19 protein-coding genes and 2 pseudogenes are annotated in these 26,096 nt (G+C 36.4%); 8 read left to right on the top strand and 13 right to left on the bottom strand.

Features of this window, described 5'->3' with window-relative positions; all coding sequences use genetic code 11:
* Positions 1-9: 9 nt before the first annotated feature.
* The 9 genes from IGJ66_RS04250 to IGJ66_RS04210 form a co-directional block, all read right to left on the bottom strand.
* Positions 10-360, bottom strand: coding sequence for a GNAT family N-acetyltransferase (locus IGJ66_RS04250; RefSeq protein ID WP_067484850.1), 351 nt, complete (start codon positions 358-360; stop codon positions 10-12).
* A gap of 18 nt (positions 361-378) precedes the next feature.
* A complete protein-coding gene (gene xerD / locus IGJ66_RS04245) occupies positions 379-1,266 on the bottom strand; it encodes a site-specific tyrosine recombinase XerD (RefSeq protein ID WP_067484847.1) in 888 nt (295 codons plus the stop codon).
* A 105-nt stretch (positions 1,267-1,371) separates the two neighbouring features.
* Positions 1,372-1,830, bottom strand: a complete 459-nt coding sequence (locus tag IGJ66_RS04240) for a Fur family transcriptional regulator (protein ID WP_067484844.1) — start codon at positions 1,828-1,830, stop codon at positions 1,372-1,374.
* 108 nt (positions 1,831-1,938) lie between these two features.
* A complete protein-coding gene (locus tag IGJ66_RS04235; RefSeq protein ID WP_430616857.1) occupies positions 1,939-2,802 on the bottom strand; it encodes a CvfB family protein in 864 nt (287 codons plus the stop codon).
* 170 nt (positions 2,803-2,972) lie between these two features.
* Positions 2,973-5,213 carry a cell division site-positioning protein MapZ family protein gene (locus tag IGJ66_RS04230; protein ID WP_430616856.1) on the bottom strand — a complete coding sequence of 747 codons (2,241 nt, stop codon included), beginning with the start codon at positions 5,211-5,213 and terminating at the stop codon, positions 2,973-2,975.
* Positions 5,214-5,488: 275 nt separating this feature from the next.
* The gene (rpoD, locus tag IGJ66_RS04225) at positions 5,489-6,598 is read right to left on the bottom strand and encodes an RNA polymerase sigma factor RpoD (RefSeq protein ID WP_067484835.1); all 1,110 of its coding nucleotides are present in this window, start codon (positions 6,596-6,598) and stop codon (positions 5,489-5,491) included.
* A 23-nt stretch (positions 6,599-6,621) separates the two neighbouring features.
* On the bottom strand, positions 6,622-8,460 hold the full coding sequence (gene dnaG, locus IGJ66_RS04220) for a DNA primase (RefSeq protein WP_075491230.1): 1,839 nt from the start codon (positions 8,458-8,460) through the stop codon (positions 6,622-6,624).
* Positions 8,461-8,641: 181 nt separating this feature from the next.
* On the bottom strand, positions 8,642-10,954 hold the full coding sequence (locus IGJ66_RS04215) for a cation-translocating P-type ATPase (protein WP_176694874.1): 2,313 nt from the start codon (positions 10,952-10,954) through the stop codon (positions 8,642-8,644).
* Positions 10,955-11,133: 179 nt separating this feature from the next.
* Positions 11,134-11,766 carry a lysozyme family protein gene (locus IGJ66_RS04210; protein ID WP_271027198.1) on the bottom strand — a complete coding sequence of 211 codons (633 nt, stop codon included), beginning with the start codon at positions 11,764-11,766 and terminating at the stop codon, positions 11,134-11,136.
* 211 nt (positions 11,767-11,977) lie between these two features.
* Between IGJ66_RS04210 and IGJ66_RS04205 the strand changes: the two genes are divergently transcribed.
* Both IGJ66_RS04205 and mprF read left to right on the top strand, forming a co-directional pair.
* Positions 11,978-12,694: an alpha/beta fold hydrolase gene (locus tag IGJ66_RS04205; protein ID WP_430616855.1), complete on the top strand. Its 717-nt coding sequence runs from the start codon at positions 11,978-11,980 to the stop codon at positions 12,692-12,694.
* A gap of 12 nt (positions 12,695-12,706) precedes the next feature.
* Entirely contained in the window at positions 12,707-15,301 is a 2,595-nt protein-coding gene (gene mprF / locus IGJ66_RS04200; protein ID WP_430617016.1) for a bifunctional lysylphosphatidylglycerol flippase/synthetase MprF, read from the top strand.
* A 70-nt stretch (positions 15,302-15,371) separates the two neighbouring features.
* Here mprF and tuf read toward each other — a convergent pair whose 3' ends face one another.
* On the bottom strand, positions 15,372-16,559 hold the full coding sequence (gene tuf / locus IGJ66_RS04195) for an elongation factor Tu (protein WP_067484820.1): 1,188 nt from the start codon (positions 16,557-16,559) through the stop codon (positions 15,372-15,374).
* A gap of 292 nt (positions 16,560-16,851) precedes the next feature.
* Here tuf and IGJ66_RS04190 point away from each other — a divergent pair, with 292 nt between their 5' ends.
* Positions 16,852-17,205 (top strand): YxeA family protein, encoded by a 354-nt coding sequence (locus IGJ66_RS04190; protein ID WP_071869051.1) that lies wholly within the window; start codon positions 16,852-16,854, stop codon positions 17,203-17,205.
* Between the two features lie 104 nt (positions 17,206-17,309).
* Here the strand turns inward: IGJ66_RS04190 and IGJ66_RS04185 are convergent, their stop codons facing one another.
* Positions 17,310-18,314 (bottom strand): nucleoid-associated protein, encoded by a 1,005-nt coding sequence (locus tag IGJ66_RS04185; RefSeq protein WP_067484815.1) that lies wholly within the window; start codon positions 18,312-18,314, stop codon positions 17,310-17,312.
* 181 nt (positions 18,315-18,495) lie between these two features.
* On the opposite strand from IGJ66_RS04185, the gene IGJ66_RS04180 reads away from it, so the two are divergent.
* The 4 genes and pseudogenes from IGJ66_RS04180 to IGJ66_RS04165 all read left to right on the top strand — a co-directional run.
* Positions 18,496-19,347 (top strand): aldo/keto reductase, encoded by an 852-nt coding sequence (locus tag IGJ66_RS04180; protein WP_218658149.1) that lies wholly within the window; start codon positions 18,496-18,498, stop codon positions 19,345-19,347.
* 16 nt (positions 19,348-19,363) lie between these two features.
* On the top strand, positions 19,364-19,609 hold the full coding sequence (locus tag IGJ66_RS04175) for a hypothetical protein (RefSeq protein WP_067484809.1): 246 nt from the start codon (positions 19,364-19,366) through the stop codon (positions 19,607-19,609).
* Positions 19,610-19,861: 252 nt separating this feature from the next.
* Positions 19,862-20,288: pseudogene (locus IGJ66_RS04170) on the top strand (hypothetical protein); the annotation flags it as partial.
* A 71-nt stretch (positions 20,289-20,359) separates the two neighbouring features.
* Positions 20,360-20,587 (top strand): annotated as a pseudogene (locus IGJ66_RS04165) (hypothetical protein); the annotation flags it as partial.
* Positions 20,588-20,672: 85 nt separating this feature from the next.
* On the opposite strand, the gene IGJ66_RS04160 reads toward IGJ66_RS04165, so the two are convergent.
* Together IGJ66_RS04160 and IGJ66_RS04155 are read right to left on the bottom strand one after the other, a co-directional pair.
* Positions 20,673-22,052, bottom strand: coding sequence for a phosphatidylinositol-specific phospholipase C domain-containing protein (locus IGJ66_RS04160; RefSeq protein WP_430616854.1), 1,380 nt, complete (start codon positions 22,050-22,052; stop codon positions 20,673-20,675).
* A gap of 225 nt (positions 22,053-22,277) precedes the next feature.
* On the bottom strand, positions 22,278-24,725 hold the full coding sequence (locus tag IGJ66_RS04155) for a hydroxymethylglutaryl-CoA reductase, degradative (RefSeq protein WP_071869048.1): 2,448 nt from the start codon (positions 24,723-24,725) through the stop codon (positions 22,278-22,280).
* A 184-nt stretch (positions 24,726-24,909) separates the two neighbouring features.
* On the opposite strand from IGJ66_RS04155, the gene IGJ66_RS04150 reads away from it, so the two are divergent.
* A complete protein-coding gene (locus IGJ66_RS04150; RefSeq protein ID WP_067484797.1) occupies positions 24,910-26,070 on the top strand; it encodes a hydroxymethylglutaryl-CoA synthase in 1,161 nt (386 codons plus the stop codon).
* Positions 26,071-26,096 lie beyond the last annotated feature (26 nt).

The raw sequence follows: 26,096 nt of genomic DNA, 5'->3' as shown, positions 1-26,096 counted from the left end.
CATTATGCTTCATTGCCATTTAGACAAGTAAGGTTTCGTAACCTCAGTTGCTAAAAAAGTCACTTCTGGATATTTTTCTTGAAGCTCATTTAGCATCAAGAATCCCATGTTTTCTCCTCGATAAGAAGGGTTCAACGAAATATCATGAATGACTAATTGATTCTTGTCGATCCATTCAATACCGATAATTCCTTGAATATTTGTCGAGTCTTCTGGTGTGAAGAAAAACAGTTCATAATCATTTTCTGCCTCATAAACATCGATTTCTTTTAACAAATCGGTTTGATCCGTCAATTTTTTATGAAAGCTTAATAAGCCCATTGCAATTTTTCGGTTCTCTTTTCGGTAATGTGTTAACATTGTTTCACCTTCCTCTGATTAAGCCCTTGGAAAATGCTGCTTGTAAACATCTGTCATTCTTTTCTTAGTGATATGTGTATAGATTTGTGTTGTTGAGATGTCTGCATGTCCCAATAGTTCTTGTACCGTCCGTAAGTCTGCTCCGTTTTCCAATAAATGTGTAGCAAAACTGTGACGTAAAGTATGTGGTGTGACATCTTTACGAATACCTGCTTGTTGTACTAATTGTTTTAAATTTTTCCAGATTCCTTGTCGAGAGAGTCCTTTTCCATGATTGTTTACAAATACATGTAGTTCGGAAGTATCCTTTACTAACAGAGGGCGCGCTTCATCCAAATAACGTTCTAACCATTGAATTGCATAGTCTCCTAAAGGAATGATTCGTTCTTTATCTCCCTTACCAATTGTTTGTAATAAGCCGAGGGAAAGATGAAGATCACCTAATTTTAGACTGATTAATTCACTGACCCGCATGCCAGTTGCATACATGACTTCCAAAATTGCTCGGTCGCGAATCCCTAATGTTTTGGATGTATCTGGTGTTTCAATCAATGTTTCGACTTCTTTAAGTGTCAATGTACTTGGTAATTTTTGCGCCTTCTTTGGTGTATCAATATGCTGCATAGGATCATGGTCTGTATAGCGTTCTTGTCGCAAAAACTGATGAAATCTTCTTAAGCTAGAAATCATTCGAGTAATCGTCGCAGTCGCCTTTTGTTCTTCATGTAGTTTTTCTAAATACTGAATAACTAGATAACGATCGACCATTTGCCAAGAGGTAATCTTCTTTTCTTCCATAAAATGCAAATATTGTTCCAAATCACGTTCATAACTTTTACGCGTATTGGCCGAGAGTCCACGTTCAATATTCAAATAATGAAGGTACTCACTTAGTTCTTCTTTCATACTATAACCCACCTCATGCTTTCTCTATCATATCAGATACACCCTTATTTCGATAGTCCATTTACGTTATCTGCACAAAGAAAAAGCCGTCTTTTAACAGACGGGCTACTTTTTCTTTTCGTTTTCTTGACAGTCGTGACAAATTCCATGAAAGGTCAAACGATGATCTTTCACTAAAAAATGATATCTTTTTTCAACAACTTGTTCGACTTCTCCTAAAAGATCTTCTTCAACTTCCTCGATAGCACCACAATTAAGACATAACAAGTGGTGATGAAAATGTTTCGCACCCTCTTTTCGTAAATCGTAGCGTGCTAATCCGTCATTGAAGCTCACTTTATCGACAATTTTTAAATCAGTTAGAATTTCTAATGTTCGGTAAACCGTTGCAAGACCAATTTCTGGACTTTTTTTCTTAACTAAAAAGAAAATCTCTTCAGCAGACAGATGCTCTTTTTCATTTTCTAAAAGTACGAGCAGTGTCGCCTCTCGCTGCGGAGTTAACTTAAAACCCGATTCATGTAATTGTTGTTTCGTTTTTTTCATTGCCAATATAGCATTCATCCATTAATTCAACTCCAACAATTTATAATAATTACAAATAAACAAATGATAATACTCCGTTAAATTATAATAATTATAAGCTAGTTAAGAAAAACATGCAAGATATTCTCAATTAGATTTTTCAATTAATTTTGTGACGCCATCTTCTTGTTTGATTAATCCTTGCTTCATCAGATTACCCATTGCACGTTTGAAGGCGCCTTTGCTGATTCCAAAAGTTTTCATGATATCTTCCGGATCTGATTTGTCGGTAAATGGTAATTGTTTTTCTGCTGAGCGCTCTAAAATTGTCAAAATCATTTGTGCATCATCACTGATGGCTTCATGCGCACGTGGTTTCAACGAAATATTCAAAACGCCGTCTGGTCGAACGCCTACAACACGACCGCTCACGTGTTCGCCTAATCGTGGCTCTTGATAACGTTCGGAAGGATGAATAAACGCCACATAAAAATCATCGGTTAAGACATACGTTCCTGCTAATTTCAAACGGTACGTTGTTCCAGAAATATCTTTATTTTTTAACTCTTCATTCCCATGTTTACTCAATGACTTAAAGATTTTTTCATCTGCGAGTTCACCCCAAATGCGATCTTTTGCATCCACCTTCAAGGCAATCATCAATCGATCCCCTTTTTTAGGCCACAATTCTGTCATCGTGGGTAACTCGTCTAAAGAAACAACAAAGTCTTTATCTGGTAAGCCAATATCAACAAAAGCACCTAGATCTCTTCTAGTTGCTGTTACGTTTCCAAAGGCATAATGACCAATGCGACTTTTAGGAATCAATGTTGTTAAACGATTTTCGTGTTTTTGATTTTGATAACCAAATCCTTCAACTGCTTCACCAATTTGATGCTCTCCTTCTGATTTGCTTAATCCAAAAGTTTGTCCGTTTTTTTGGACAAAATAATTTTTTTCATTTTCATCAATAATAATTCCTGTAAATATGTTTGCTAATAAATTATTCATTTCGATCTCCTTTTAATTGAAAGGCTTTGATTTCCCGTCACTTTTCTCTGCTATCATAACATACAGCTTTCACCAAGAACAATGTTCGAAGCAGTACTCCATAAAAAAACTTAGGCGAATCATTCATCCTGATTCGCCTAAGCCAGTCATCTGTTAGATTAGTAAGTTTTTTAATTACTTCCATTCCCGCCAAACCAACCTGTTTTACAGTTGATTGTTACGATATAAAATGGTAAGGCACTTTCCCCAATACCACTCATTAGAGATGATTTGGTTGAAGTCGCATAAAGATTATAATAGCCCTCACCATTTTTAATTTGCGCTTTTTCTAACTTATAGCCGCCTTCGACAATATAGCCTCGTTGAATACAAGTAGCAATGACACTTTCTCTCACTCCAGATGCCCAGTTCCACGCTGTATTAGAACTATCTGCTACATCACTTGCATTCGTTCCCATGATTGGTTGATTTGCTGTTGAACCTGAACCTACAGTAGTTGTACCAGAAGCTGTACTTGCTTTCGCGGCTTCTTGAGCTGCTTTTTCTGCTTGGGCGGCTGCTTGAGCCGCAGCGGCTTGCTCTTCTTTTGCCTTTTGCTCTGCTTCTTGTTTTGCTTTTTCTTCCGCAGCCTTTTTCTCAGCTGCTTGTTTTTCTTTTTCAGCTAATTGATGATCTACTTTTGTTAATTGTTGTTTGAACGGCTCGGCAAGTTCTTTGTTTACGATTTTATCAACCGCTTCTTTCGCTACTTTGTATTGATCCCGTGTAGCTGAATCAACAACTTTTTCATTTTGATACACAACTTTTATTTTTTCTTTAGCTGTTTCAATTTGCTCAAGTTGTTTTTTTGCCTCTTGTTGTGCTTTTTGAATAAGCGCTCCAAAAGCTGAATCATCTGTTTCAATTGCCTCGATTTTATCAGTATTTTTTAGTACTGGCTGTTCAACTAAATGATCATCTTCAATCACAGGTTCAGTAAACAAATCATTTACTTTTTTAATACTGATTATCTTTTCTTGAATGTCGTTGTATGTTTCATTTAATTTTTGATAATCTTTTGTAGAGTCAACTTCTTTTAACTCTTGCTTGATTTTTGGCAGGTCTTGATTCAAGTGGTCTGTACGAATGAACTCATTTGTATCATCAACATAAAAGCTAGCTAGTTCTTGTTTCATTTCAGAAACTTGCTTTTCTTGTCTGGCTACCTCAGCAATTCGCTCGGCTTCGACTTTTTGCTGATTGTCATAGTATGCCCAACCACCAACACCTAATAAAATAACTGCAGCTAATAAAAGATAAGGTCCTTTTTTAGCTTTTTTTGGTTGTTCAGTTGGTTGTTTTGTTTCTGACATTGTCGGTTCTGATTCTTTTTGAAAGGCTTCTTTATCTGTAGCGGATGTTACAGTTGGTTTTTCAAGCTTTTCAGGCTTCACAGTTGTTTGCTCAACCGTTTCTTTCGTTGATTGTTTCACTCCATCGGCATTTTTTTGAGAACTCATTTTCTCTTTTTTTACTTGAACTGGCACAGCTTTGTTTGCATTTTTTTTAGCAACTTTTAAGGATTCATCTTTTGTTGATTGTTTCTTAGAAACAACTGTTGGTTCTTCAGTTGCTTTTTCTACTGTTTTTTTCGCTTCGTCAACTTTAGATTTCTGGTCATCGACAACTTGCTCAACAGTTTTTTCTTTTGTTGCCAAATCTTCTGAATGTTCTATGTTTTTTTCTTTTTTGTCGTCACTCTTAGCAGAATCAGATACGATAGCTTCTGTGTCAGTACGGTTTTCTTCTTTGATATCTGCTACATCTTCTGCAATCTCAGGTGCCTGTTCAGCAGCAATCTTTTCGTGGATCATTTGCATTAATTCTTTTGATTGTTCTTCATCCACGTCTTCACGATGAGCCTGAATGTACGCTGCAAGAATTGACTGGTTATCTTCTTTTTCAACATTTTCTTTTAGCTGTGCAATGCGTTCTTGTTTTTCTTTTTCAACCGTTTCATCAATCGAAAGTTCTTGTTTCACTTTGGTTTCTTTTTGATTTTCTGGTTGGTTATCTTGATTTTTTTTCATAGATTTGACAACTTTCTCTTTCTTTTCTTCCAATTGTTCACCTGCAGTTTCTTTTACTGCTGTTTCTTCTGGGGTTTCAGACGTATCAAACAATTCCATAACTGATTCAAGTGGCAAATCTTTTAGCTCTGACCATTCGATTGGGTCATTTAACTCTGTATCTGGAAAATCTGGTTGATTATTTTCTTCAGGAATTTGTTCAAGAGATTGGTCTGTTGTTTCGACAACATCTCGTTCATTTTGAATGTGCTGATCATTTTCTTCAAGGCTAAAGCCGCAATCTGGACAAACTTTTTGGCCTTTAATTTTTTTTGATCCACATTTTGGACATTTTTTTTTCACTTAGTGATCGGCTCCTTTAACTAAGTTTAACGCTAACATTTAATCTATCACATTCTAGCCTATCAGCCAATAGTTTATCTTTACGATTTTCTAACAAATCAGTAAATCGAACGTTAAAAATAAGAGTTAAAAAAATTTTGTTAAGTACCAAAAAAATTTTTTCACACAAAAACAAGTTTTAGAAAGCAAAGATTATGTGAAAAAAATTATCCATTTGAACAACTAAAAAAAGCTGACACAAAACGAATTAACGTTTTGTGCCAGCTTTTTAGTTTTTATTCCAAGAAATCTTTTAATTGTTTTGAACGTGATGGATGGCGTAATTTTCTTAGTGCTTTTGCTTCAATCTGACGAATACGTTCACGCGTTACACCGAAAACTTTCCCAACTTCTTCTAAAGTTCTTGTTCGACCGTCATCTAAACCGAAGCGTAAACGCAACACGTTTTCTTCACGGTCAGTCAATGTATCCAATACATCTTCCAATTGTTCTTTTAATAATTCATAAGCCGCATGTTCAGCAGGGCTTGTAGCTTCTTGATCTTCAATGAAATCACCAAGATGTGAATCATCTTCTTCACCAATTGGTGTTTCTAATGAAACAGGCTCTTGCGCAATTTTTAAGATTTCGCGTACTTTTTCTGTAGGTAGGTCCATTTCTGCCCCAATTTCTTCAGGTGTTGGTTCTCTACCTAAGTCTTGAAGTAGTTGACGTTGGATACGAATCAATTTATTAATTGTTTCAACCATATGAACTGGAATACGAATTGTACGTGCTTGGTCAGCAATCGCACGTGTGATTGCTTGACGAATCCACCAAGTCGCATAAGTTGAGAATTTGAATCCTTTACGGTAATCAAATTTTTCAACGGCTTTCATTAAGCCCATATTTCCTTCTTGGATCAAATCTAAGAACTGCATACCACGACCCACATAACGTTTTGCAATACTTACAACTAAACGCAAGTTTGCTTCAGCTAAACGTTGTTTTGCTTCTTGGTCGCCTTCTTCGATTTTCAAGGCAAGTGCTACTTCTTCTTCAGCTGTTAAAAGGGAAACTCGGCCGATTTCTTTTAAATACATACGAACTGGATCGTTGATTTTTACACCAGTTGGTGCAGATAAATCTTCTGTTTTTGCTTTTTCAGCTTTTTTCTCACCACTTTTTAAACTGTGAATTGATGGATCACCATTTTCATCGACAACACTGATTCCAGCATCCTCAACTTTTTGAATTAGTTTGTCCATTTCTTCAGCACTCAATGTAAATGGTGTAGCAAGTTGGTTTGATAGATCATCATAGACAACTTGTCTTTTAGGTTTGTGTTCTTTGATGAAAGCTGTCACTGCTGCTTCATACTTTTTCTTATCTGTTACATTTGCCATAAAAGAAGGCCCCCTTCAAGTAGCTATTTGGCTTGTTTTAACTGTCTCGTTAAATTAATGATCTCGATTGTCAATTCTAATTCTAACTGTTTATTACCTGTACGTCTGGCTTCTTGCTGCAATTGTTTTTTTTCGATTATTTTATCAGCTAAGCCAGATTTACTGATAACAGCCAGTAAATCTTGAATTTCTCGCGTAGAGCTTTCTTCAGCGACTCGCAAATAGGCAATCTCCACCACTAAACGCCTAATTTTTTCATCTTGCAAAAAGTTTAAAAAATCTGCAAGGTTAAACTCTTCATATTGTGATAGATACGCATCAAACAAAAAATAGATTTCTGCGTACTCATCGTGGATAAATTGAAACTCTTGTTCTTTCAGCAAATTCCGAACAGAAATTTCTTTAAACACCCGATACAACAACATTTGCTCCGCTTTTTCGACTTGCGTCAGAGGTTGCTTTTGTTGCGGTAACTCCTGCTTGACCATTGGTATATTCGGCTCAGCAGTCCGTTGCTGTTCTTGGCGGTTTGCTCGTTTCAATTCACGCAATTGTTTTTGAATCGTTTCACGACTAACTTGAAATTCACTTGTCAGTTGTGAAAGATACATATCTTGCTCAATTGGCGAGACAACTTTACTTAATTCAATCAACACTTCTTGAAGATAATCTAACTTATCTTTTTCATTATCCAAATTCTTATTTTGCTTTAGATAGCGTGTTTTGAATGTAAAGACTGTTTCACGACCATGTTGAATCAATTCCTGAAAGGATGCTTCACCATACTTTCGCAAATATTCGTCTGGATCTAGCTTTTCTGGTACAACTACAATTGATAACTGTAATCGACTATTTTCACGTAGAAGTTCGATTCCACGATTGGTAGCCTCAAATCCTGCTTGGTCACCATCATAACAAAACACCAGGTCTTTCGTTAAGCGCTCCATTTGCTGGATTTGTTGAGCAGTTAAACTGGTTCCCATTGAAGCTAAACCATTTTTGATTCCGGCTTGCCAAGCTGCAATTACATCCATAAATCCTTCAAATAGTAGTATTTCACCAGTTTTTCGGATCTCGCTTCTTGCTTTATCCAAGTTAAATAAAACTTGACGCTTATTAAATAGTTCTGTCTCTGGACTATTTAAATACTTGGGTTGATCTTTTTCTTGACCTTTTTCTGGTGCTAACCACCGACCAGAAAAGCCAATCGTTCGACCTTGCGGATTGTTGATTGGAAACATGATGCGCTGATAAAAGCGATCAGAAAAATGACCATCATCATGCTTGATAAACAATCCAGAATGCTCAAAAACATCACTTGATAATGATTCATTATTGAACACTTGAACTAAAAATGAACGTTCATTTGGTGCAAAACCAATCTTAAACGCTTCAATTAATTCCATTGTTAACCCACGATTCAGTAAATAATCAAGTGCAGGCTGTCCAGCTTTCGTGTGTAGTAACATGTGGTGATAGACCTCTACAGCTTTTTCATGTGCTGTAAGTAACTTGCCCGTAGCTGAATTTGTTTCATCAGTAGCATACGTTTGTTGTTTCCATTGATCTGCTAAGGGAATTTGTTCAAATTCTGCAACTTTTACCACTGATTCTGGAAAAGTTAATCCTTCAAGTTCTTGAAGAAAAGTAAAGACATTTCCACCTTTCCCGCAACCAAAACAATGAAAAATCTGTTTGTCTTCAGCTACAGAAAACGAAGGTGTCTTCTCTTCGTGAAAGGGACAAAGTCCTAAATAATTTTTTCCAGATTTCTTTAATTGAACGTATTGTCCAATCACCTCAACGATATTCGTTTGACTCCGAATATTTTCAATCACTTCCTGAGGAATTCGCTGAACCATTGTTTTCACCCCCTCATTTGTATACTCCATAAAAATCGAGTAAATCTATCAGGAGAATAACCGGTAAAAAATCGCACCAACCGAAATCAGCGCGATTTTAAAGGACACAATTATACATGTTTGATTGTATCATATTCCTGTTCTTTTTCAAGTATAACGTTTTAAGAAGTTAATGAATTGTTTAAGCAAACTTATTCAACAGTTTTTCTTGAATATTGGCACGCCAATAAGCTAGACGAAGAACAATATTTATTGCCATGAGCCCAACGAATAAGCCAAGTTGATTTCCCACACCTAAATTCACTTCTAAAATGCCATGGAAAAGCATCGCTGCCACATAAATTCCAACAACCGTCGTAACAGCTAAGAAAATTCGTAATGGGTTGAAAGGATAACAAGCTTTGATTACAGCTAAACAACTAATTCCAATCAATAAATAATACATTAATGTTGTCGTTTCACCATTCGACCAATCCAATCGTTGTCCCAATAGATAAACTGTCACAACATTTAAGACAACTAAAAGTGCATTTGGTAATGCATTGATAAGCGCTGTTGGCAAGTAGCGATAATTGACTTTTCGTTTATCTTGCTCAAAAGATAAGAAGAAAGATGGGTATCCTTCAATTGCTAAGTCAATCAATGTGATTTGAATGGGAATGAATGGGAACCCAATCGCAGTAATCGCACATAAGATAGACAAGATGAAAGAATAAATTGTTTTGATAAAGAAAATTCCTGAAACCTTCGTCACATTGTTAACCACTCGACGACCTTCAAACAAAACTTCTGGCAACGTCGTGAAGTCCGAATCCAGTAAAACTAAGTTGGCGATTTGACGAGTTGCGCCATCACCTTCTGCCATTGCAATACTACAATCAGCTTCACGAAGTGCTAACACATCATTTACACCATCACCTGTCATCGCAACTGTTTTACCACTTTCCTTTAGCTCATTGACTAAGATTTTCTTTTGTTGAGGGCTTACTCGGCCAAAAACTGTATAGTCATGCGCAGCTTGTCGTACATCTTCTTCATTAATTAAATCAGAAAGATCAATATAGGCATCGTAATTCGGTAAACCTGCACGTCGCGCAATATTCGAAACGGTAAAAGGGTTGTCCCCAGAAATAACTTTTAGATCCACACCTTCTTCATGCAAGTAAGCTAATGTTTCTGGTGCATTTTTTCGAATAGGATCGTCAATTTCAAATAAAGCAATCGGATCAATACCGGTTGGTTTATCCTCTGATAATTTTTGATTAGGTGCAACACCTAGCATCAAGACACGATAGCCATTTGCTTGTGCGGACATTAGTCGATCTGGCAACTGATTTTCTGGAACTAATCGTTCTGGTGCCCCAACGTACACTACACCTAGTTCAGGAAATTCCATTGCTCCCCATTTTCGGTCAGAAGAGAACGCTAAGACTTCTTCTACTTGGTAACGATTGGAAACTGCAAAATAATTACGTAAAGCTTGCATCGTCACATTATTATCATTGCTTTCTGCTAAATAAGTACCAATAATTTCTGGAATTGCCTTTTCATAACGTACATCCAACGCCTCTACATGTTGGATACTCATTTTTCCTTCCGTAATGGTTCCCGTTTTATCTAAGCAAAGTGTATCGACATGGGCTAAGGTTTCAATTGCATACATGTCTTGAACAAGGATTCGTTTTTTTGCTAGCTTCGTAACTCCAGTTGTCAAAGCAATACTAATTAATAATACCAATCCCTTAGGCAACATTCCTAGTAACGCAGCGGCTGAAGCAACAACGGATAGTTTGATTGATGCATCTCTGATGAACAAGGCTTGTAGAAATAAAATAATCCCTAATGGAATAATGACAAAACTGGTAAATTTTGATACTTTTCTGATTGAGTCAACTAATTCAGACTGGATTTTCTTGTGCTTCTTAGCTTCGCTCGTCAAACGAACTGCATAGTTGTCTGCGCCAACGCGAATCACTTTTGCAAAGACTGAACCACTTGTTAAGAAACTTCCAGAAAGCAATTCTGCTCCAGCTTCCTTAATAATTAAATCTGATTCGCCCGTCAACAAAGCTTCATTTGCTTCTGCTCGACCACTCAACACTTCCAGGTCTGCAGGAATTTGCTCTCCCGCACCAATTTTTACTAAATCATCTAGTACAAGTTCTTTCGTCGAAATCGCTCGCTCTTTTCCATCTCGCACAACTGTTACTTCAGATTGAGAAACAATCGACAATTTGCGGACAAGATTTCTTGCATGAATTTCTTGGTAGATTCCGATAACGATATTCATGATAATGATTGCGATATAAGCCATGTTGGAATACGCACCAACTAATAGCAGGCAGACCCCAATTCCAAAGTTCAGGAAATTGAATAATGTCAGAATGTTATCGCTGAAAATTTGTCTAGTTGTTTTTGAAGCATCTTCTTGATAGTCATTTTGCTGACCTAAAGCCAGCTTTTGCCTAACTTCTTCCTGTGTTAGACCAATCATTTTTTTATTTTCCATTTTTCGCCAACTTTCAAAAATAATCACGTCTTTAAGTCTAGCGGTTTCCAGACTTAAAAACAACTTGTTTTTTAGGGTTCAAACAGATTCTCAACTAAAAAATTAAAGTCTGTCCCTCGAATCTGTCTAAATAAAATTCAGACAGATCGTGCGTTCATTTTTGCTTAATTAAACATTTCTTCATACGCTTGAATAATTTTTTCATTCATCGCAACAATATCCGCATAAAACATATTTCCACCATTATGGTAAAGGTAACCACCATTATATAAAACGGATTGGACTCGCCAATAACGATATTGTGTTTGCTCTTCATTTCCTAACAGTGGACTCAAAATTGTTTTAGAATATTTTTCAGCTAACTTAACTGTGTTTTCACCACCGTTTTCTTTTACATACGCAATATAATCCTTTCCAAAATTATACGCTTGAATCGCAGTCGCTAAATCACAACCTTGTTTTTTAGCTTCCGTTATCATTTCTGCCAGATAGCTTACACCTTGATTGATACTTTCTTGTGGGTTATCGATTACGTTAGCTTCCCCATGCGCACTTTCAGAACTCTGCATCAAATCTTTACCAGAACCTTTTGATTCCGTTAAAATGATTGCTTTGACTAAAGCTTCATAATTTTCCATTTGATATTTTTGCGTAGCTTCTGTTATTTCTGTTTGATAAGCTTCTACTTTTTTTACAGCTTGGTACGTCCGATTAGCAAAAAAGATTGCGCCTCCGACCAGCGCGAGCACTACTGTAAAAAAGAAAGCTTTCAGTATTGAAAATCTTTTTTTCTTCATCACACATCACCTAGTTATTTAGACATCTTTTTTTATCTTACTATTTCTTTTCAAGATTCGCCATTTCTTCCTTGTTTTCTGTAAATTACTTAATAAAAAATGAAATTTTCCAATAAAATTTGTCAACTTACAAAATTGATCGGTAAGTTTCAAGGAAAACAATTGTCTAAAAACAGAAAAAATCGTTATAATTTAAACAGTAGGTGATTATGTGGAAAAAGAAAAGAAATATGCAAAAATGGCAGATGGCAGTCAAATCTATTATGAAAAAAGTGGTAGTGGATTCCCTCTTTTTTTGCTTCACGGTAATGGTGGTAATGGAAACTTTTTTTCACAACAAGTACCGCTTTTTGAACAACACTTCACAGTTTATTTAATTGATAGTCGTGGGCAAGGAAACTCAACAAACGAATCAGCCAATTTGAGCTTCAACTTAATGGCGGAAGATCTAGCAACCATTTTAGCTTTGGAAAATATCCAACAAGTAGACATTTTAGGATTTAGTGATGGGGCAAATTTAGCTTTAGTTTTTGCAAGTTCCTATCCCAAAAATGTTCATCGCTTGATTTTAAACTCTGGAAACACCCTGGTTCAAGGTGTTCGTCTACTTCCATTGATTGGTAGCTATCTTCACTATGGCATTATTTGGATTACTTCCTTGTTTTGGCCAAAGTTGCGAAAAAAATTAGCAGTGATTTCTTTACTGTTACATAATGTTGGTTTGACTGAAACACAATTAAGTAATATTACGTGTCCAACACTGATTTTAGTTGGGAAAAAAGATGTGATTAAGCTCCAACACTCCCTTTTCTTGGCGAAAACTTTACCTAACGCCTCCTTTGTATTAGTAAAAGGAAGTGGCCATCAATTAGCGCGTCAGGATCCACAACGATTCAATCAAGAAGTACTCAAATTTTTAGAAGAATAGTAGGTGATTTATGTGTTAAAAACAGCCCTTCAATGGTTTAAAAATCATTTAGGACTATTTAAAACAATTTTTTTGATTTCTGTTGTTGTTATTATTTTTGGAGAACTCTTATCAATTGGTAAAACTTTATCTGTCGATCAGCTTGCTCAAACTTTCTCCGACATCCCAATTTGGAAAACATTTTTGATGTTCATCATCGGGCTACTTTGTGTCGCACCAATGATTGGTTACGATATAATTTTAAATCGTTTATTGGGTCAAAAATTATCTTGGAGTTATTTACTCGAAACTAGTTGGTTAATCAATTCGATTAACAATGTCGCTGGTTTTGGTGGTTTTGTAAGTATCGGTCTTCGTTCAGAACTTTACGGACAAAAAAAGGATGGAAGAAAAGTCATGCAGGCCCTCTCAAAAATTTTCTTATTTTTGATGGCAGGACTCTCTATCTATAGTTTGTTGTCATTTTTGCTGGTACTTTTTACGCCTGTCACTCCCTTTATCAAACAATATTGGATTTGGTTAATTGGCGGCGGATTATATTTCCCGGTTGTCTTGTTAGTCACTACCTTAAAGAAAGAAGGATACTTAGGTGGGTTGACTTGGAAGCTACGTGGGCAACTACTTCTTGTTTCTATTTTGGAATGGACAGGTGTATTGCTAAGTTTTCTTTCGGTCGGTTTTTTGATGGAGATTCCGATTGATTTATGGCAAACAATTCCTTTATTTATTGCAGCTTCTGTCATTGGGATTGTGTCAATGATTCCCGGTGAGATTGGAAGTTTCGATGTAATGATGATTCTTGGGTTATCAGCAATTGGAGTTCCTCGTGAAATTGTAGTAGTCTGGATCTTGCTCTTTCGGATTTTCTATTACTTTATTCCATTTTTATTAGGCATCGTCTTTTTCTTCAAAAATATTGGTGCCTCTTTCAATCAAAGATATTCTGGCATTCCTAGACAACTGGCAACAGAAATCGCGCACAAAATTGTTGTCGTTTTACTTTATTTTTCTGGAATCATGCTCGTATTATCTGCTACAATTCCACAAGCTTTTTCGGAGTTTCATTGGTTACATACTTTGAACCCCCTAAAATTCCATTTTATCATTCAATTTCCAAGCATTATTTTAGGTTTCTTACTATTGATTATGGGACGAGGAATCGCCGCGCGAGTCACTCGTGCCTATTTACCAACCATTATCATTGTAGGACTCGCTTTACTTTACGTTATTCTTGGTGATTTTACCTTAACTGGATCAATTTTCTTGACCTTATTATTAGTAATCATCATCGCTTCAAAAAATGAACTTTTCCGAGAACAATTAGTTTATTCTTGGGAATGGTTAACTGTCGATGGCTTGTTGATTGGCACATTAACTATTTTATATCTGGTGATTGGCGTCTATAATCTGCCAACCTTTCCACATCGGAAGCATCATTTTATTTCATTCTTTTTATTCCCATCTGAAAAAATTTGGCTTTCTGGTTTCTTAGCCATTGTTACCGTTAGCTTGATCATGATTCTCTTTGTTCACTTTTTACAAGGGAAAAAGAAATTAGTCGGTGAAGCTTTTGATGAAGAAAAAGCAAAAGCTGTACTTGTTAATTATGGAGGGAATTCTGATAGCCAACTGATTTTCTTGAAAGATAAACGAATGTTTACTTACGAAGCAAATGGTGAACCAACTGTATTATTACAGTTTGCTTCTTATAATAATAAATGTGTTGTTATGGGTGATCCTTCTGGGAAAAAGGAAGACTTTCCAAAAGCAATTGAAGCATTTATTACAGAAGCAGATCGTCTTGGCTACTTACCTGTTTTTTATGAGTCAAGTGAAGAACTTGTAATGATTCTCCATGATGTGGGCTATGATTTTATCAAAATGGGAGAAGAAGCGTATGTTGAGTTACCTGAATTCACAACTTCAGGTAAAAAGATGAAGGGCACGCGAGCAGTCATTAATCGAATCGAACGTGAAGGCTTCACATTCGAAGTCCTTTCTCCACCGTTTTCAGTAGAACAAATGCAAACATTTAAACAAATCTCAGATAACTGGCTTGGCAGCCGTAAAGAAAAAGGATTCTCTCTAGGTTTTTTTGCTGAAGATTATCTCCAACGCGGCCCCATCGCCGTTGTCCGAAATTCCGAACAAGAAATAGTTGCCTTTGCTAACATTATGCCAACTTATACTGATAATAAAGTTGGAACAATTGATTTGATGCGCTATGATCCAAAAAAAGCGCCTTCTGGTAGTATGGATTTCTTATTCATCCACCTATTCAATCATATGAAAGAACAAGATATTCAATGGTTCAACTTAGGAATGGCTCCCCTTTCAAATGTAGGAACGTCGAGAAAAAGTTTTCTTCAAGAACGAATTGCTTACTTGGTTTATGAATTTGGCTCCCACTTTTATTCTTTCCACGGATTACGTGAATACAAAGAAAAATATGCAACACATTGGACACCTCGATATACGCTTTATTCCCGAGATAGCTGGATTGCGTATGTCATGATTGCATTACTGATTATCGATAATGCTCCTGTCGAAAAAAATGGAAAAATGAATCCTTTACAAAAAGGCTTTAAAAAATGGTTTAAAAAATAGCAAAAAAAGGATTCCAGAAATCATTTCTGGAATCCTTTTTAATTGTAACAAATTGTTTTTCTCAAAGTTTTTATGCTTCAATTTCAGTAACGATACCTGAACCAACAGTACGTCCACCTTCACGAATTGAGAATGTTGTACCATTTTCAATTGCGACTGGGTGAATCAATTCTACGTCGATTGTTACGTTATCGCCTGGCATAACCATTTCTGTACCTTCTGGCAATACGATTGTACCTGTTACGTCCGTTGTACGGAAGTAGAATTGTGGGCGGTAGTTATTAAAGAATGGTGTGTGGCGTCCGCCTTCTTCTTTTGTCAACACGTAAACTTCTGCTTTGAATTTTGTATGTGGTGTGATTGAACCTGGTTTAGCAATTACTTGTCCACGTTCGATATCTTCACGTTGAATCCCACGAAGTAACACACCTACGTTATCTCCTGCTTCACCGTAATCAAGTGTTTTACGGAACATTTCAACACCCGTAACAACTGCCTTTTGCGTTTCTGGTTTGATACCAACGATTTCAATTTCATCACCAACACGAACGGCCCCGCGGTCAATACGACCTGATGCAACAGTACCACGACCAGTAATAGAGAAAACATCTTCCACTGGTAATAATAATGGTTTTTCAGTGTCGCGCTCTGGCGTTGGAATATATTCGTCAACTGTATCCATTAATTCCATGATTGCAGCTTCAGCATCTGGATCACCTTGCAAAGCTTTCAAAGCTGAGCCTTTGATTACAGGTGTATCATCACCTGGGAAACCATATTCACTTAATAGTTCACGAACTTCCATTTCAACTAAGTCAATTAATTCTTCATCATCAACTAAATCTGTTTTGTTTAAGAAAACGATTAGATATTTAACACCTACTTGGCGTGATAACAAAATGTGTTCACGAGTTTGAGGCATCGGGCCATCAGTAGCAGATACTACTAAGATTGCACCATCCATTTGAGCCGCACCGGTAATCATATTTTTTACGTAATCCGCATGTCCTGGTGCATCAATATGTGCATAGTGACGTTTTTCTGTTTCATACTCTACGTGCGCTGTATTGATTGTAATTCCACGTTCACGTTCTTCAGGAGCCGCATCGATACTTGCATAGTCTTGAGGATTTGCTAGGCCTTTTTTCCCTAATACTGTTGTGATTGCAGCAGTTAAAGTGGTTTTACCATGATCGACGTGTCCAATGGTACCAATGTTAACGTGTGGTTTACTTCTGTCATAATGTTCTTTTGCCATAATTTACAAACCTCCTAAATAATATAGATCACTGAAATTTTCAGCTCTCACGCTTTTATTATAGTCCTTTTTTTATAAAATAAAAACGAATATGTCCTCCTTACTTTTTGTAAGGTTGGAACTATGATTATTATACGTCAAAATTGGTCAAAGTCAACTAAGAACACTTTCGCTGAACTTCTCTCTTCTACGCTTACCTTTTGTATCCTTTTTATAAATAAAAATTAGTTTGAGCGGATTCAATAGACGAATCACAACTTTTCAGGAATAATAGAGAACAGAGGTGAAATAGATGAAAAAATTAATTGGACTAATTGCCCTACTAGCCGTCTTTCTCGGTGGCAGTCTGTTTGCTTATGATTATTTTTATGGTGGCGAAACTTACTACACTGAAATTACTACAAATGGGGAAAAGCATACTGAACTCTCTGATAACGGAGAATCTTATACCGCGTATACGTACAAACAAAACGCCTACAATAAAAATGGCGAAAAGAAACGAGTTACTTTGAACGAAATGCGGGAACGTCCTTTGAAATTAAATGCCTATTTAAAACTTAAGGTCAATCCACGTAAAGGCGTCATGAGTTGGGAAGAAGTCAAAGAAGCTGACGTTCCCAAAGAAGCTTTAGAAAAAATGGAATAATCCTCTTATATTCTCCAAACAAAAAGCAGTTCAGAAAAATTTATCTGAACTGCTTTTTTGTTTACCTTTTGTCTATTGTTTCTCGTTGATTGATCAAATTTTTATTACAATCGATTCAAGACTTCATCAACGTTTTTAATCATTACAGAAATTGTTCCATCTGGATTGTTCACAAATTCAATCAAATCTGGATTGCGATAGACATCTACTGGAACGATCAATTCAATTCCGTTAGATAATTTGAACTTTTGCTTGCCAAATTTTTTCTCTGAGATTTCTTGTACTTCTTTCACGGGAATTGCTTCTGGAACAAAGCCATGTTCCTGTACTTCCTCCTTAAAAGCCATCTTGGCAGAGATATTTTCCTTGAATACTTTTTCGGCAATCATTTCATGATCCAGACGACCTTTTTCCTCAATGGTATCGTAAACAGCTTCTTTCAGATCAGCAACCATATCAAATTCATCAGTCTCAAATTTCTTGCCTATTTGTTTCGCCACTTTTTGAATTACTTTGACGTTTTGCTCTAACGAAGGTGCTGGTACACTTTCAATCACTTTTTCTGAGAAATACCACTCTTTTTTTCCAGAAAACTCATATTTTTTCTCTAAGAGTTCATACGATAGCTCTTTCAGATTCACCGCAATTGCCTCATCTGCCTTTTGAGATTTAGAACCTAAGATTGCGCGGTTCAAGATTAATTTATTTTCAATCCCAGTTTCATCTGCGTCAACGAAATGGGTATACGATTCACGATAATTCACCTTTAATAGTGCCACATAAAGTTCTGTGTCTAGTTCATACAACACAACAAACACATCGGCACTTGGCGCCTCTTCACTTTCTTGATAGATTTCATACCAACGCGCCACGATTTCTTCACTGGCTACAATGAAATCTTCAGAAAAATGCTGGACGCTTTTGGCAAATTGGCTTTCTTCTGCTAAGTGACCTGTTTTGGTTTGTGCAGAAGAAATTTTTTGAATTTTTTTTTGTAAAAAATCACGAATGAAGTCCTTCGTTAAGTCTAATTCTTTTTGTGAAAAAACAGGTGAACCTGTTTCGCGATCAATAATATGCAAGATTGCCTTCTTTAAATAAATATCCATGAGCTCATTCCCTTCTTTTCTAGTTTACCGAAAAAACGAAAAAAAGCTAGCTTGGTCAAAAACATTTTTGTTCAAGTTTTCTTTTTCCTTTTTCTCGTGATAAAAATCAAAGCATGATGCCTTACTTTTTGTAAAAAGTGCGCTAAACTAGATAAAGGAAAAAAGAAATGGAGATGTGAACATGGAAAACTTAACAAGCACGTATCGTTTAGCAAATGGTTATGAAATCCCAGTCGTTGGTTTTGGTACTTGGCAAACACCTGATGGCGATGTAGCAGTTGCCTCTGTAAAAGAAGCATTAGCGGCAGGTTACCGTCATATTGATACAGCACAAGGCTATAAAAATGAAGAAAGTGTTGGTCAAGCAATCAAAGAAAGTGGTATTCCTAGAAAAGAAATTTTCTTAACAACAAAATTGTGGAATACCAATCATAGCTATGATTTAGTAATGTCTTCTTTTGAAGAGTCTTTAGAAAAACTACAAACAGACTATCTTGATCTTTTTCTTATCCACTGGCCAAATCCAATTACTTTCCGTGAAAATTGGGAAGAAGCAAATGCTGAAACTTGGCGTGCTTTTGAAGAATTATATGAAGCAGGAAAAATCAAAGCAATTGGTGTAAGTAATTTCTTGCCTCATCATTTAGATACTTTAGCAAAAACAGCGAAAATCATGCCAATGGTGAATCAAATTTTCTTAGCACCAGGTGAACTACAACCTGAAGTAGTTGACTATGCTCGACAACATGACATGATTCTTGAAGCTTACAGTCCTTTAGGAACAGGAAAAATCTTTGATGTTCCTGAAATGCAAGCAATTGCTGAAGCACATGGAAAAACAATTGCACAAATCTCATTACGCTGGTCTTTACAACACGGCTTTTTACCTTTACCTAAATCGGTCACACCAAGTAGAATCAAAGAGAACACAGAGTTATTTGACTTCGAATTGACTGAAACAGAAATGGCACAAATCGATTCATTAGATGGTGTCGTAGGTAAAGCCAAAAATCCTGATACAGCTGAATTTTAATTTAGTAGGTGATTGTATGAATCCCATTCAAAGGTTAGAAGCGTTACCTGAAGAAATTCTTCGGACATTTCATCCAGATTTTATCTTTTTGATTGAACCCGATAAAATCCAACACTTTCCAGCCAGAAATATGTCACATAATCAAAAAATCCACGAAGTCAAAAAGCGCTTGGATCATTCGTTGATGGTGACTCACTGGAACGAGCATGAAATTATCTACTCGCCGGAACTAACCGTTTTTGCGTTACTACCAAAAGAGTAAAAACAGCTTGGACAATCTCTTTGTCCAAGCCGTTTTTTTGTAACCATCTATCTTCTTCGTCATTCTTCTGAGCAGAACTTTTTTATTCGTTTTACCCGCTTAATCTTAAAAAAAACAAAAATTTTCGATAAAAATCAACAATTATTGGGTCATTATGCGTACTTACGCAAGTTTTTTCCTTTAAATCCTTTTCAATTGGCAAAATTTTTCTTATAATCGATAAGGTATGAGTGAAGGAGAGAAATCAAAAATATGAAGAAAAAACAAAAACAAAAATTATTAAATCAATTTCGTCCCTCTTTAGATGGAATTAGAAGTCAACTATTCAATTCATTAGAAGAAGAAAGTTTACGTCGTTACGGCTTACCTTTACAAGTAATGCTTGATCCAAAGAATCGTCAAATTTTAACAATTGGTTTGGCTGGAAATTCAAACGAATCAACTCGTATTAACGTACCAATTGATGAGAACTTTACGAGTGTGTTGAAACGCATTCGTTCTGGTGAACAAGATATCTTTGAACGTTTTCGTGATAACTTGTTGATTGAAATTGTTTCTTATTGGAACGATCAACGAATGAAAAACGATGAACCAACTGCAGAAGTTGTTTCAACTCCAGTCGCTCCTGTTGCTGAAGCGAAAGAAGTGAAAGAAGAAAAAACAGAAAAATCAGTTGCAACTGAAGAAGTCAACGCAGAACCTGTCACTGAGGAAGCATCAGCAACAACTTCTAACTTAACCTTTGATCAGTTTGCAGCCGCTGTTGCAGAATATCCAAAATTCTATGTTGAAAAAACAGCAGATGCTGCAATCGTTTTTGAAAAAACAGCAGATGAGCCACGCCAATTAGCTGAAATCTCAATGACTTCTGAAAACGAGTTTACAGTTGAAAAAGCACTTGAAAGAAAGTATAAAGTGAAATTAACGCTTGTACCATTAATTGAGCAATTTGCGGCAATGCCAATTGTTAATCGCTAATAATAAAAAAGATGACATCCATGCGTATGGCCCTTCCGTTAGACAAAAAATCTAACGGAAGGACAGACATGGGTGTCATCTTTTCTTATCTGATTACATTTATCACAAATTTTTGATTTGTTTTTCCTGTATACGGGTAAGTAATCAACTCACCGGATTGATTATGAACACTGTTTTTTACATCTAGGTAAAGATTACTTGCACAATTTTTCAAGTAGTATACCTTGTTCTTGCCATGTTCTCCTGCTGGAATAAGTTGCCATAATCCCCTGTTACTGTCGTCCGCACGTTCAATCACAACATTATATCGTGATGTATTATAAGGGGTAGTTGCTTGTCTTAGTGCAAGGTGACCATAGTCATATGTATGTATGCGATAGGCTTTTGTATTTGAATCGTACCACATTTGCCATTTTTGGTTACTTCCGTTTTTATTTGGATAAATAATACCCAAATCGTTGGCTTGGTTCCAGTCGACAATTTTATTTGTATCCAGTAAAGTTTGGATTGTTACAATCGAGCTATCGTATACTCCATAGTTCTCTGGATTTTTTAAAAGCCGTTGATTTAAATCAATAACACTATTCACTAACTCACTGCTCGGATAATCAGCTATTACGATCCCTGCATGTTTCACTTGGTTATTACGAATATAATCTACAACGAATGGATTCATTTTTCCTGCAAAGCCTTTAATTTGATAAAAGAAATTTGATGCACTTAAATAATTAATATATTTAATATTATCTGTTCCTCCACTCTTTGTGGATTTTACCAATTGTTGCTCAATTGCCCAGCGTTTATCTTCAGGATTCACTGGCTCCCAATAATCTTGAATATCAAATTGACTTGGATAGGAAATTCCAACACTATTTCCCAAAAAATTGCGTAAAATGACGATTTTCCCTCTCGTTTCGCCTAAAGTTGGATTACTATTTCCGTAATAAAAAAAATCTTTCCAACAACTATTTTTTAGGTATTTTTCATTTAAAACTTGATTGAATATCTGATCGTTTACTGAACTATTTTCTTGCTTCAGACGCATATAAACAACTTCACTTGGATTTTTTGTAAGAAAACTCGTTACTTGATTCAAAACATCGCCAAACATTTGATTCAAATAAAAACTACCATGATGCATCGCAAAAGAACCATTTGTTTCACACACACGCGCATCTAAAAAGCGGATTCCATTATTCAATTGTCTCGTGATATCAATACTTTGTGTCTTCACATACCCCAGTCCCACAGTGTCTTTGATAGCATGTGTTGCTGAATCGTGTGTTCCTGGAATTGACAGCTCTGAAAGGCGTGTATTATCTTTAAGTTCATTCATCCAGTATCTATTTTTTGCTCGACCTTCCCAATAAAAATCACTCATCTCAGCATTTACCGTTATTGCTGGTACTATACATCCCAAAAAAATTATTCCTACGAACAACATCTGCCATACTTTCTTTCTCATAGATTCTCTCCTTCATATTTATTTTTGTTACTTTTTTATTTTATCATCTATACATTTAATTAAAAAAGCGATAACTTAAGTAATGACAGTGTTTCAAAGAAAATAATATAATGTTATAAAAAATACAATCTATCTTATCTTAAGATATTAAAAAGCAAAAAAACTGAGACCATAAATTTGCCCCAGTTTTTGCCTATCTATCAAAAATAGTTTATTCAATTGATTTTATGTTGCTTGCTGAACATCAAGTAATATTTCTTTCGCAATTTCTTGGTTCATTTTTGCTTTACTTCTTAGTGCTTGCGCAACTTGCTCGATTTCGGCTCCTTTTGCACCAACAGTCATCGCTAATGTTCTTGCTTGAAGTGCCATGTGTCCTTTTTGGATACCATCAGTTACTAACGCACGTAACGCAGCCAGATTTTGAGCCAAACCAACGGCTGCAATTAGTTGTGCAAGTTCTTTTGCAGAATCGACTTTTAGTAGCTCAAAAGACGCTGCAGCTTTTGGTAATACCTTTGATGCACCACCAACACTTGCCACAGCTAACGGCAATGTGATTTCTCCAACCAAACCATCCTCAGTTAGACGCCATTGTGTCAAGCCTTCGTAGTGGCCATTTTTAGCAGCATAGGCATGGATAGCTGCGCCCGTTGCGCGAGTATCGTTACCTGTTGCTAAAATAACTGCATCGATTCCGTTCATGATTCCTTTGTTATGCGTTGCTGCACGGTAAGGATCTAATTTAGCATATTCTGCAGCTTGTTGGATTTTTTTAGCAATTTGTTCACCCATTTGACGATCAGCAGCTAACCGCTCAAATGGAATAATACAATGAGCGGTTGCCAAAGACTCAGTGGCTAAATTACTTAAAATACTAAACAAAATTTCTCTTTCTGGAAACCATTCACGAAGTTTTGTCGCCACACCTTCTAGAATAGCATTAACAATATTGGCACCCATCGCATCTTTCACATCAATCAAAAAATCAATTGATAAGTAAGCTTGGTCTTCTCCCTGAAATTCGCGACTTGCGATTTCACGAACTCCTCCACCACGTTTAACAATGGATGGATAGCTGTCATTTGCGCACAGAATCAATTCTTCTCTGCGTTCTTCAAGTGCTTGAATGATGTCCTGATACGCTTGTTGACCAGCTAAAACAATTTGCCCACGCATCAATCGTTGTGGTGTTTCTGCCTTGATATCTCCACATAATTTTGCACCATTACTGGCTGCTGCAATCACTGAGGGTTCTTCTGTAGCCATTGGAATCCATTTTTTAATCCCATTAATTTTAAAATGCTGTGCAACGCCTAAGGGAATTTCAACTTCACTGATTTGATTTTCAATCAAGTGATTCGCTATTTCTTCGGGTAATGTTTGTTGAGCAAGCAGGTCAGCAGTGTTTTCTGTTAGCTCACCTTCTTCAACTAATTGATTTCGACGTTGTGCTGGCGTCAACTGATAGAACTTTTTTTTTTGTAAAAATTGTTCTTCATTCCATTCTAGATTTGCTTCAAGTAACATCGCTAATCCTAGACCACCACCAATGCATAATGAAGCGACACCATAGCGTTCTTCTTCTCTTAATAGCCCATAGCCTAAAGTTGTCAAGATTCGAGCACCACTTGCACCGATTGGATGGCCTAAAGCAATGCTACCGCCATAAATATTGACTTTGTCACTTTCCAACTGCAGTTCCTGATTCACAACAAATGAAGAAGCTGCGAAGGCCTCGTTGATTTCAAATAAACCAATTTCTTCTAAAGGAATATCCGTTTTAGCCATCAAATGATTAATGGCAGTAATTGGCGCAATGCCCATCATTGATGGGTCGATACCGACTTCCGCTACTGCTTTGATTGTCGCCAAATAAGGAAGATCATTTGCGATAGCATATTCTTTTGAAGCCAAAATTAATACAGAGGCTCCATCATTTAATGGCGAGGCATTTCCTGCCGTTACTGTTCCATCCTCAGCAAATACGGTACGCAATGTTCCTAATTTTTCTACCGTACTGTTTCCGCGAACAGATTCATCTGTTGCTAACCAGTGCGTTTCCTCAACTTCAATTGGAATAATTTCTTCCTTAAAAACGCCTGCTTCTGTTGCTTTAGCTGCTTTAAGTTGTGAAGCAAGTGCATATTCATCTTGTTCTTTTCTAGTAATGTGATAATGTTGGGCAACATTTTCAGCTGTTAATCCCATATGCGTATTTGAAAAAGCATCGGTTAATCCATCATTGACCATGCTTGAAATTGGTTCACCATAACTATTTGTTTCAGATTCATAAGGTTGAAGCAAAGGTGCTCTGGACATACTTTCCGTCCCACCAGCGATAACGACTTGTGCTTCACCTAATTGAATCAATTGGCGTGCTAAAATAACTGCTTTCATTCCTGAACCACATACTTCATTGACTGTCATCGCGGGGACACTTGTAGGAATCCCACTGTTGATTGAAATTTGTCTAGCAACATTTTGGCCATTACCGGCTTGCAAAACATTTCCAAAAATGACTTGGTCAATTTGTTCTTTGTTGATACCAGTTTTTTTCAATAATTCTTTCGTAGTCAAAGTTCCTAATTCGACAGCAGAAAAACGGCTCAAGCTCCCACGGTATTTACCTATAGGGGTTCTTGCAGCATCTATAATTACGACTTCTTTCAAGTAAGCCACCTCCTACAAAAATATAACATTCTTTCAAGTAAAAACAAATAGCTCACTACTATCGACAGTTTTTTCCGCTTGAAAATTTTAACAATCCTTAAATATTATCTTTTTTATATTTCTTTTAAACATTTTGTGATACTTTATTAAAGTAAGTTTTAATTATGAGTGAAGAGGTGTTGAAATGAAAATCGGGATTGATCGTCTTTCCTTTTTTATTCCAAATTTATATTTAGACATGACAGAGCTAGCTGAGAGTCGTGGAGATGATCCTGCCAAATATCATATTGGTATTGGACAAGATCAAATGGCGGTTAACCGCGCAACAGAAGACATCATCACTTTAGGAGCGAATGCTGCTAGTAAATTAGTTACAGCTGAAGACCGTGAACAGATCGACATGGTCATCGTTGGAACAGAATCTGGTGTTGACCATTCAAAAGCCAGTGCCGTCATTATTCATCATTTATTAAAAATCCAACCATTTGCTCGTTCATTTGAAGTAAAGGAAGCTTGTTATGGAGGGACCGCTGCTTTACATATGGCAAAGGAATATGTCCGCAATCATCCTGAACGAAAAGTTTTAGTGATCGCTAGTGACATTGCTCGCTATGGTTTAGCAACTGGCGGAGAAGTTACTCAAGGGGTCGGAGCTGTAGCGATGATGGTCACTGCCAATCCAAGAATTCTTTCAATTGAAAATGATAGTGTCTTTTTAACAGAAGATATCTATGATTTTTGGCGCCCAGATTATAGTGAATTTCCTGTTGTTGATGGTCCATTATCAAATGCGACATACATCGAAGCTTTCCAAAAAGTTTGGCAACAACATAAAAAACAAACTGGTTTGACCTTAGAAGACTATCCAGCATTATGCTTCCACATCCCTTATACAAAAATGGGAAAAAAAGCGTTGCAAAGTGTTCTAGATGAAACAGATGAAGCAAATCAATCACGTTTGCTGACTCGTTATGATGAAAGTATCCAATACAGTCGTCGTGTTGGCAATTTATATACTGGTTCTCTTTACCTTGGCTTGATTTCCTTACTTGAAAATTCATCTGCTTTGCAAGCTGGTGATCGCGTTGGACTATTTAGTTATGGTTCTGGAGCAGTAAGTGAATTCTTCACGGGAATTTTAGAAGAAAATTACCAAGATTTTCTAGACAAAGAAGACCATCAAGCTTTATTTGATAACCGCCAACAAGTTTCTGTAGTAGAATATGAACAAATATTTAGTGAAACTCTGCCAGAACATGGCCAACATGCAGCATATAACAGTGACGTACCATTCTCAATTTATAAAGTAGAAAATGATATCCGTTACTATAAAGAAGCAGAATAAAAAGCAACTGCCCCGTACCAATCAAC

This window comes from Enterococcus sp. DIV0176, assembly GCF_050528535.1.
GTDB classification, from domain to species: Bacteria; Bacillota; Bacilli; order Lactobacillales; family Enterococcaceae; genus Enterococcus_B; species Enterococcus_B thailandicus.
Note: the sequence above shows the minus strand (reverse complement) of the source record. Positions and strands in the feature narration are given on the sequence as shown.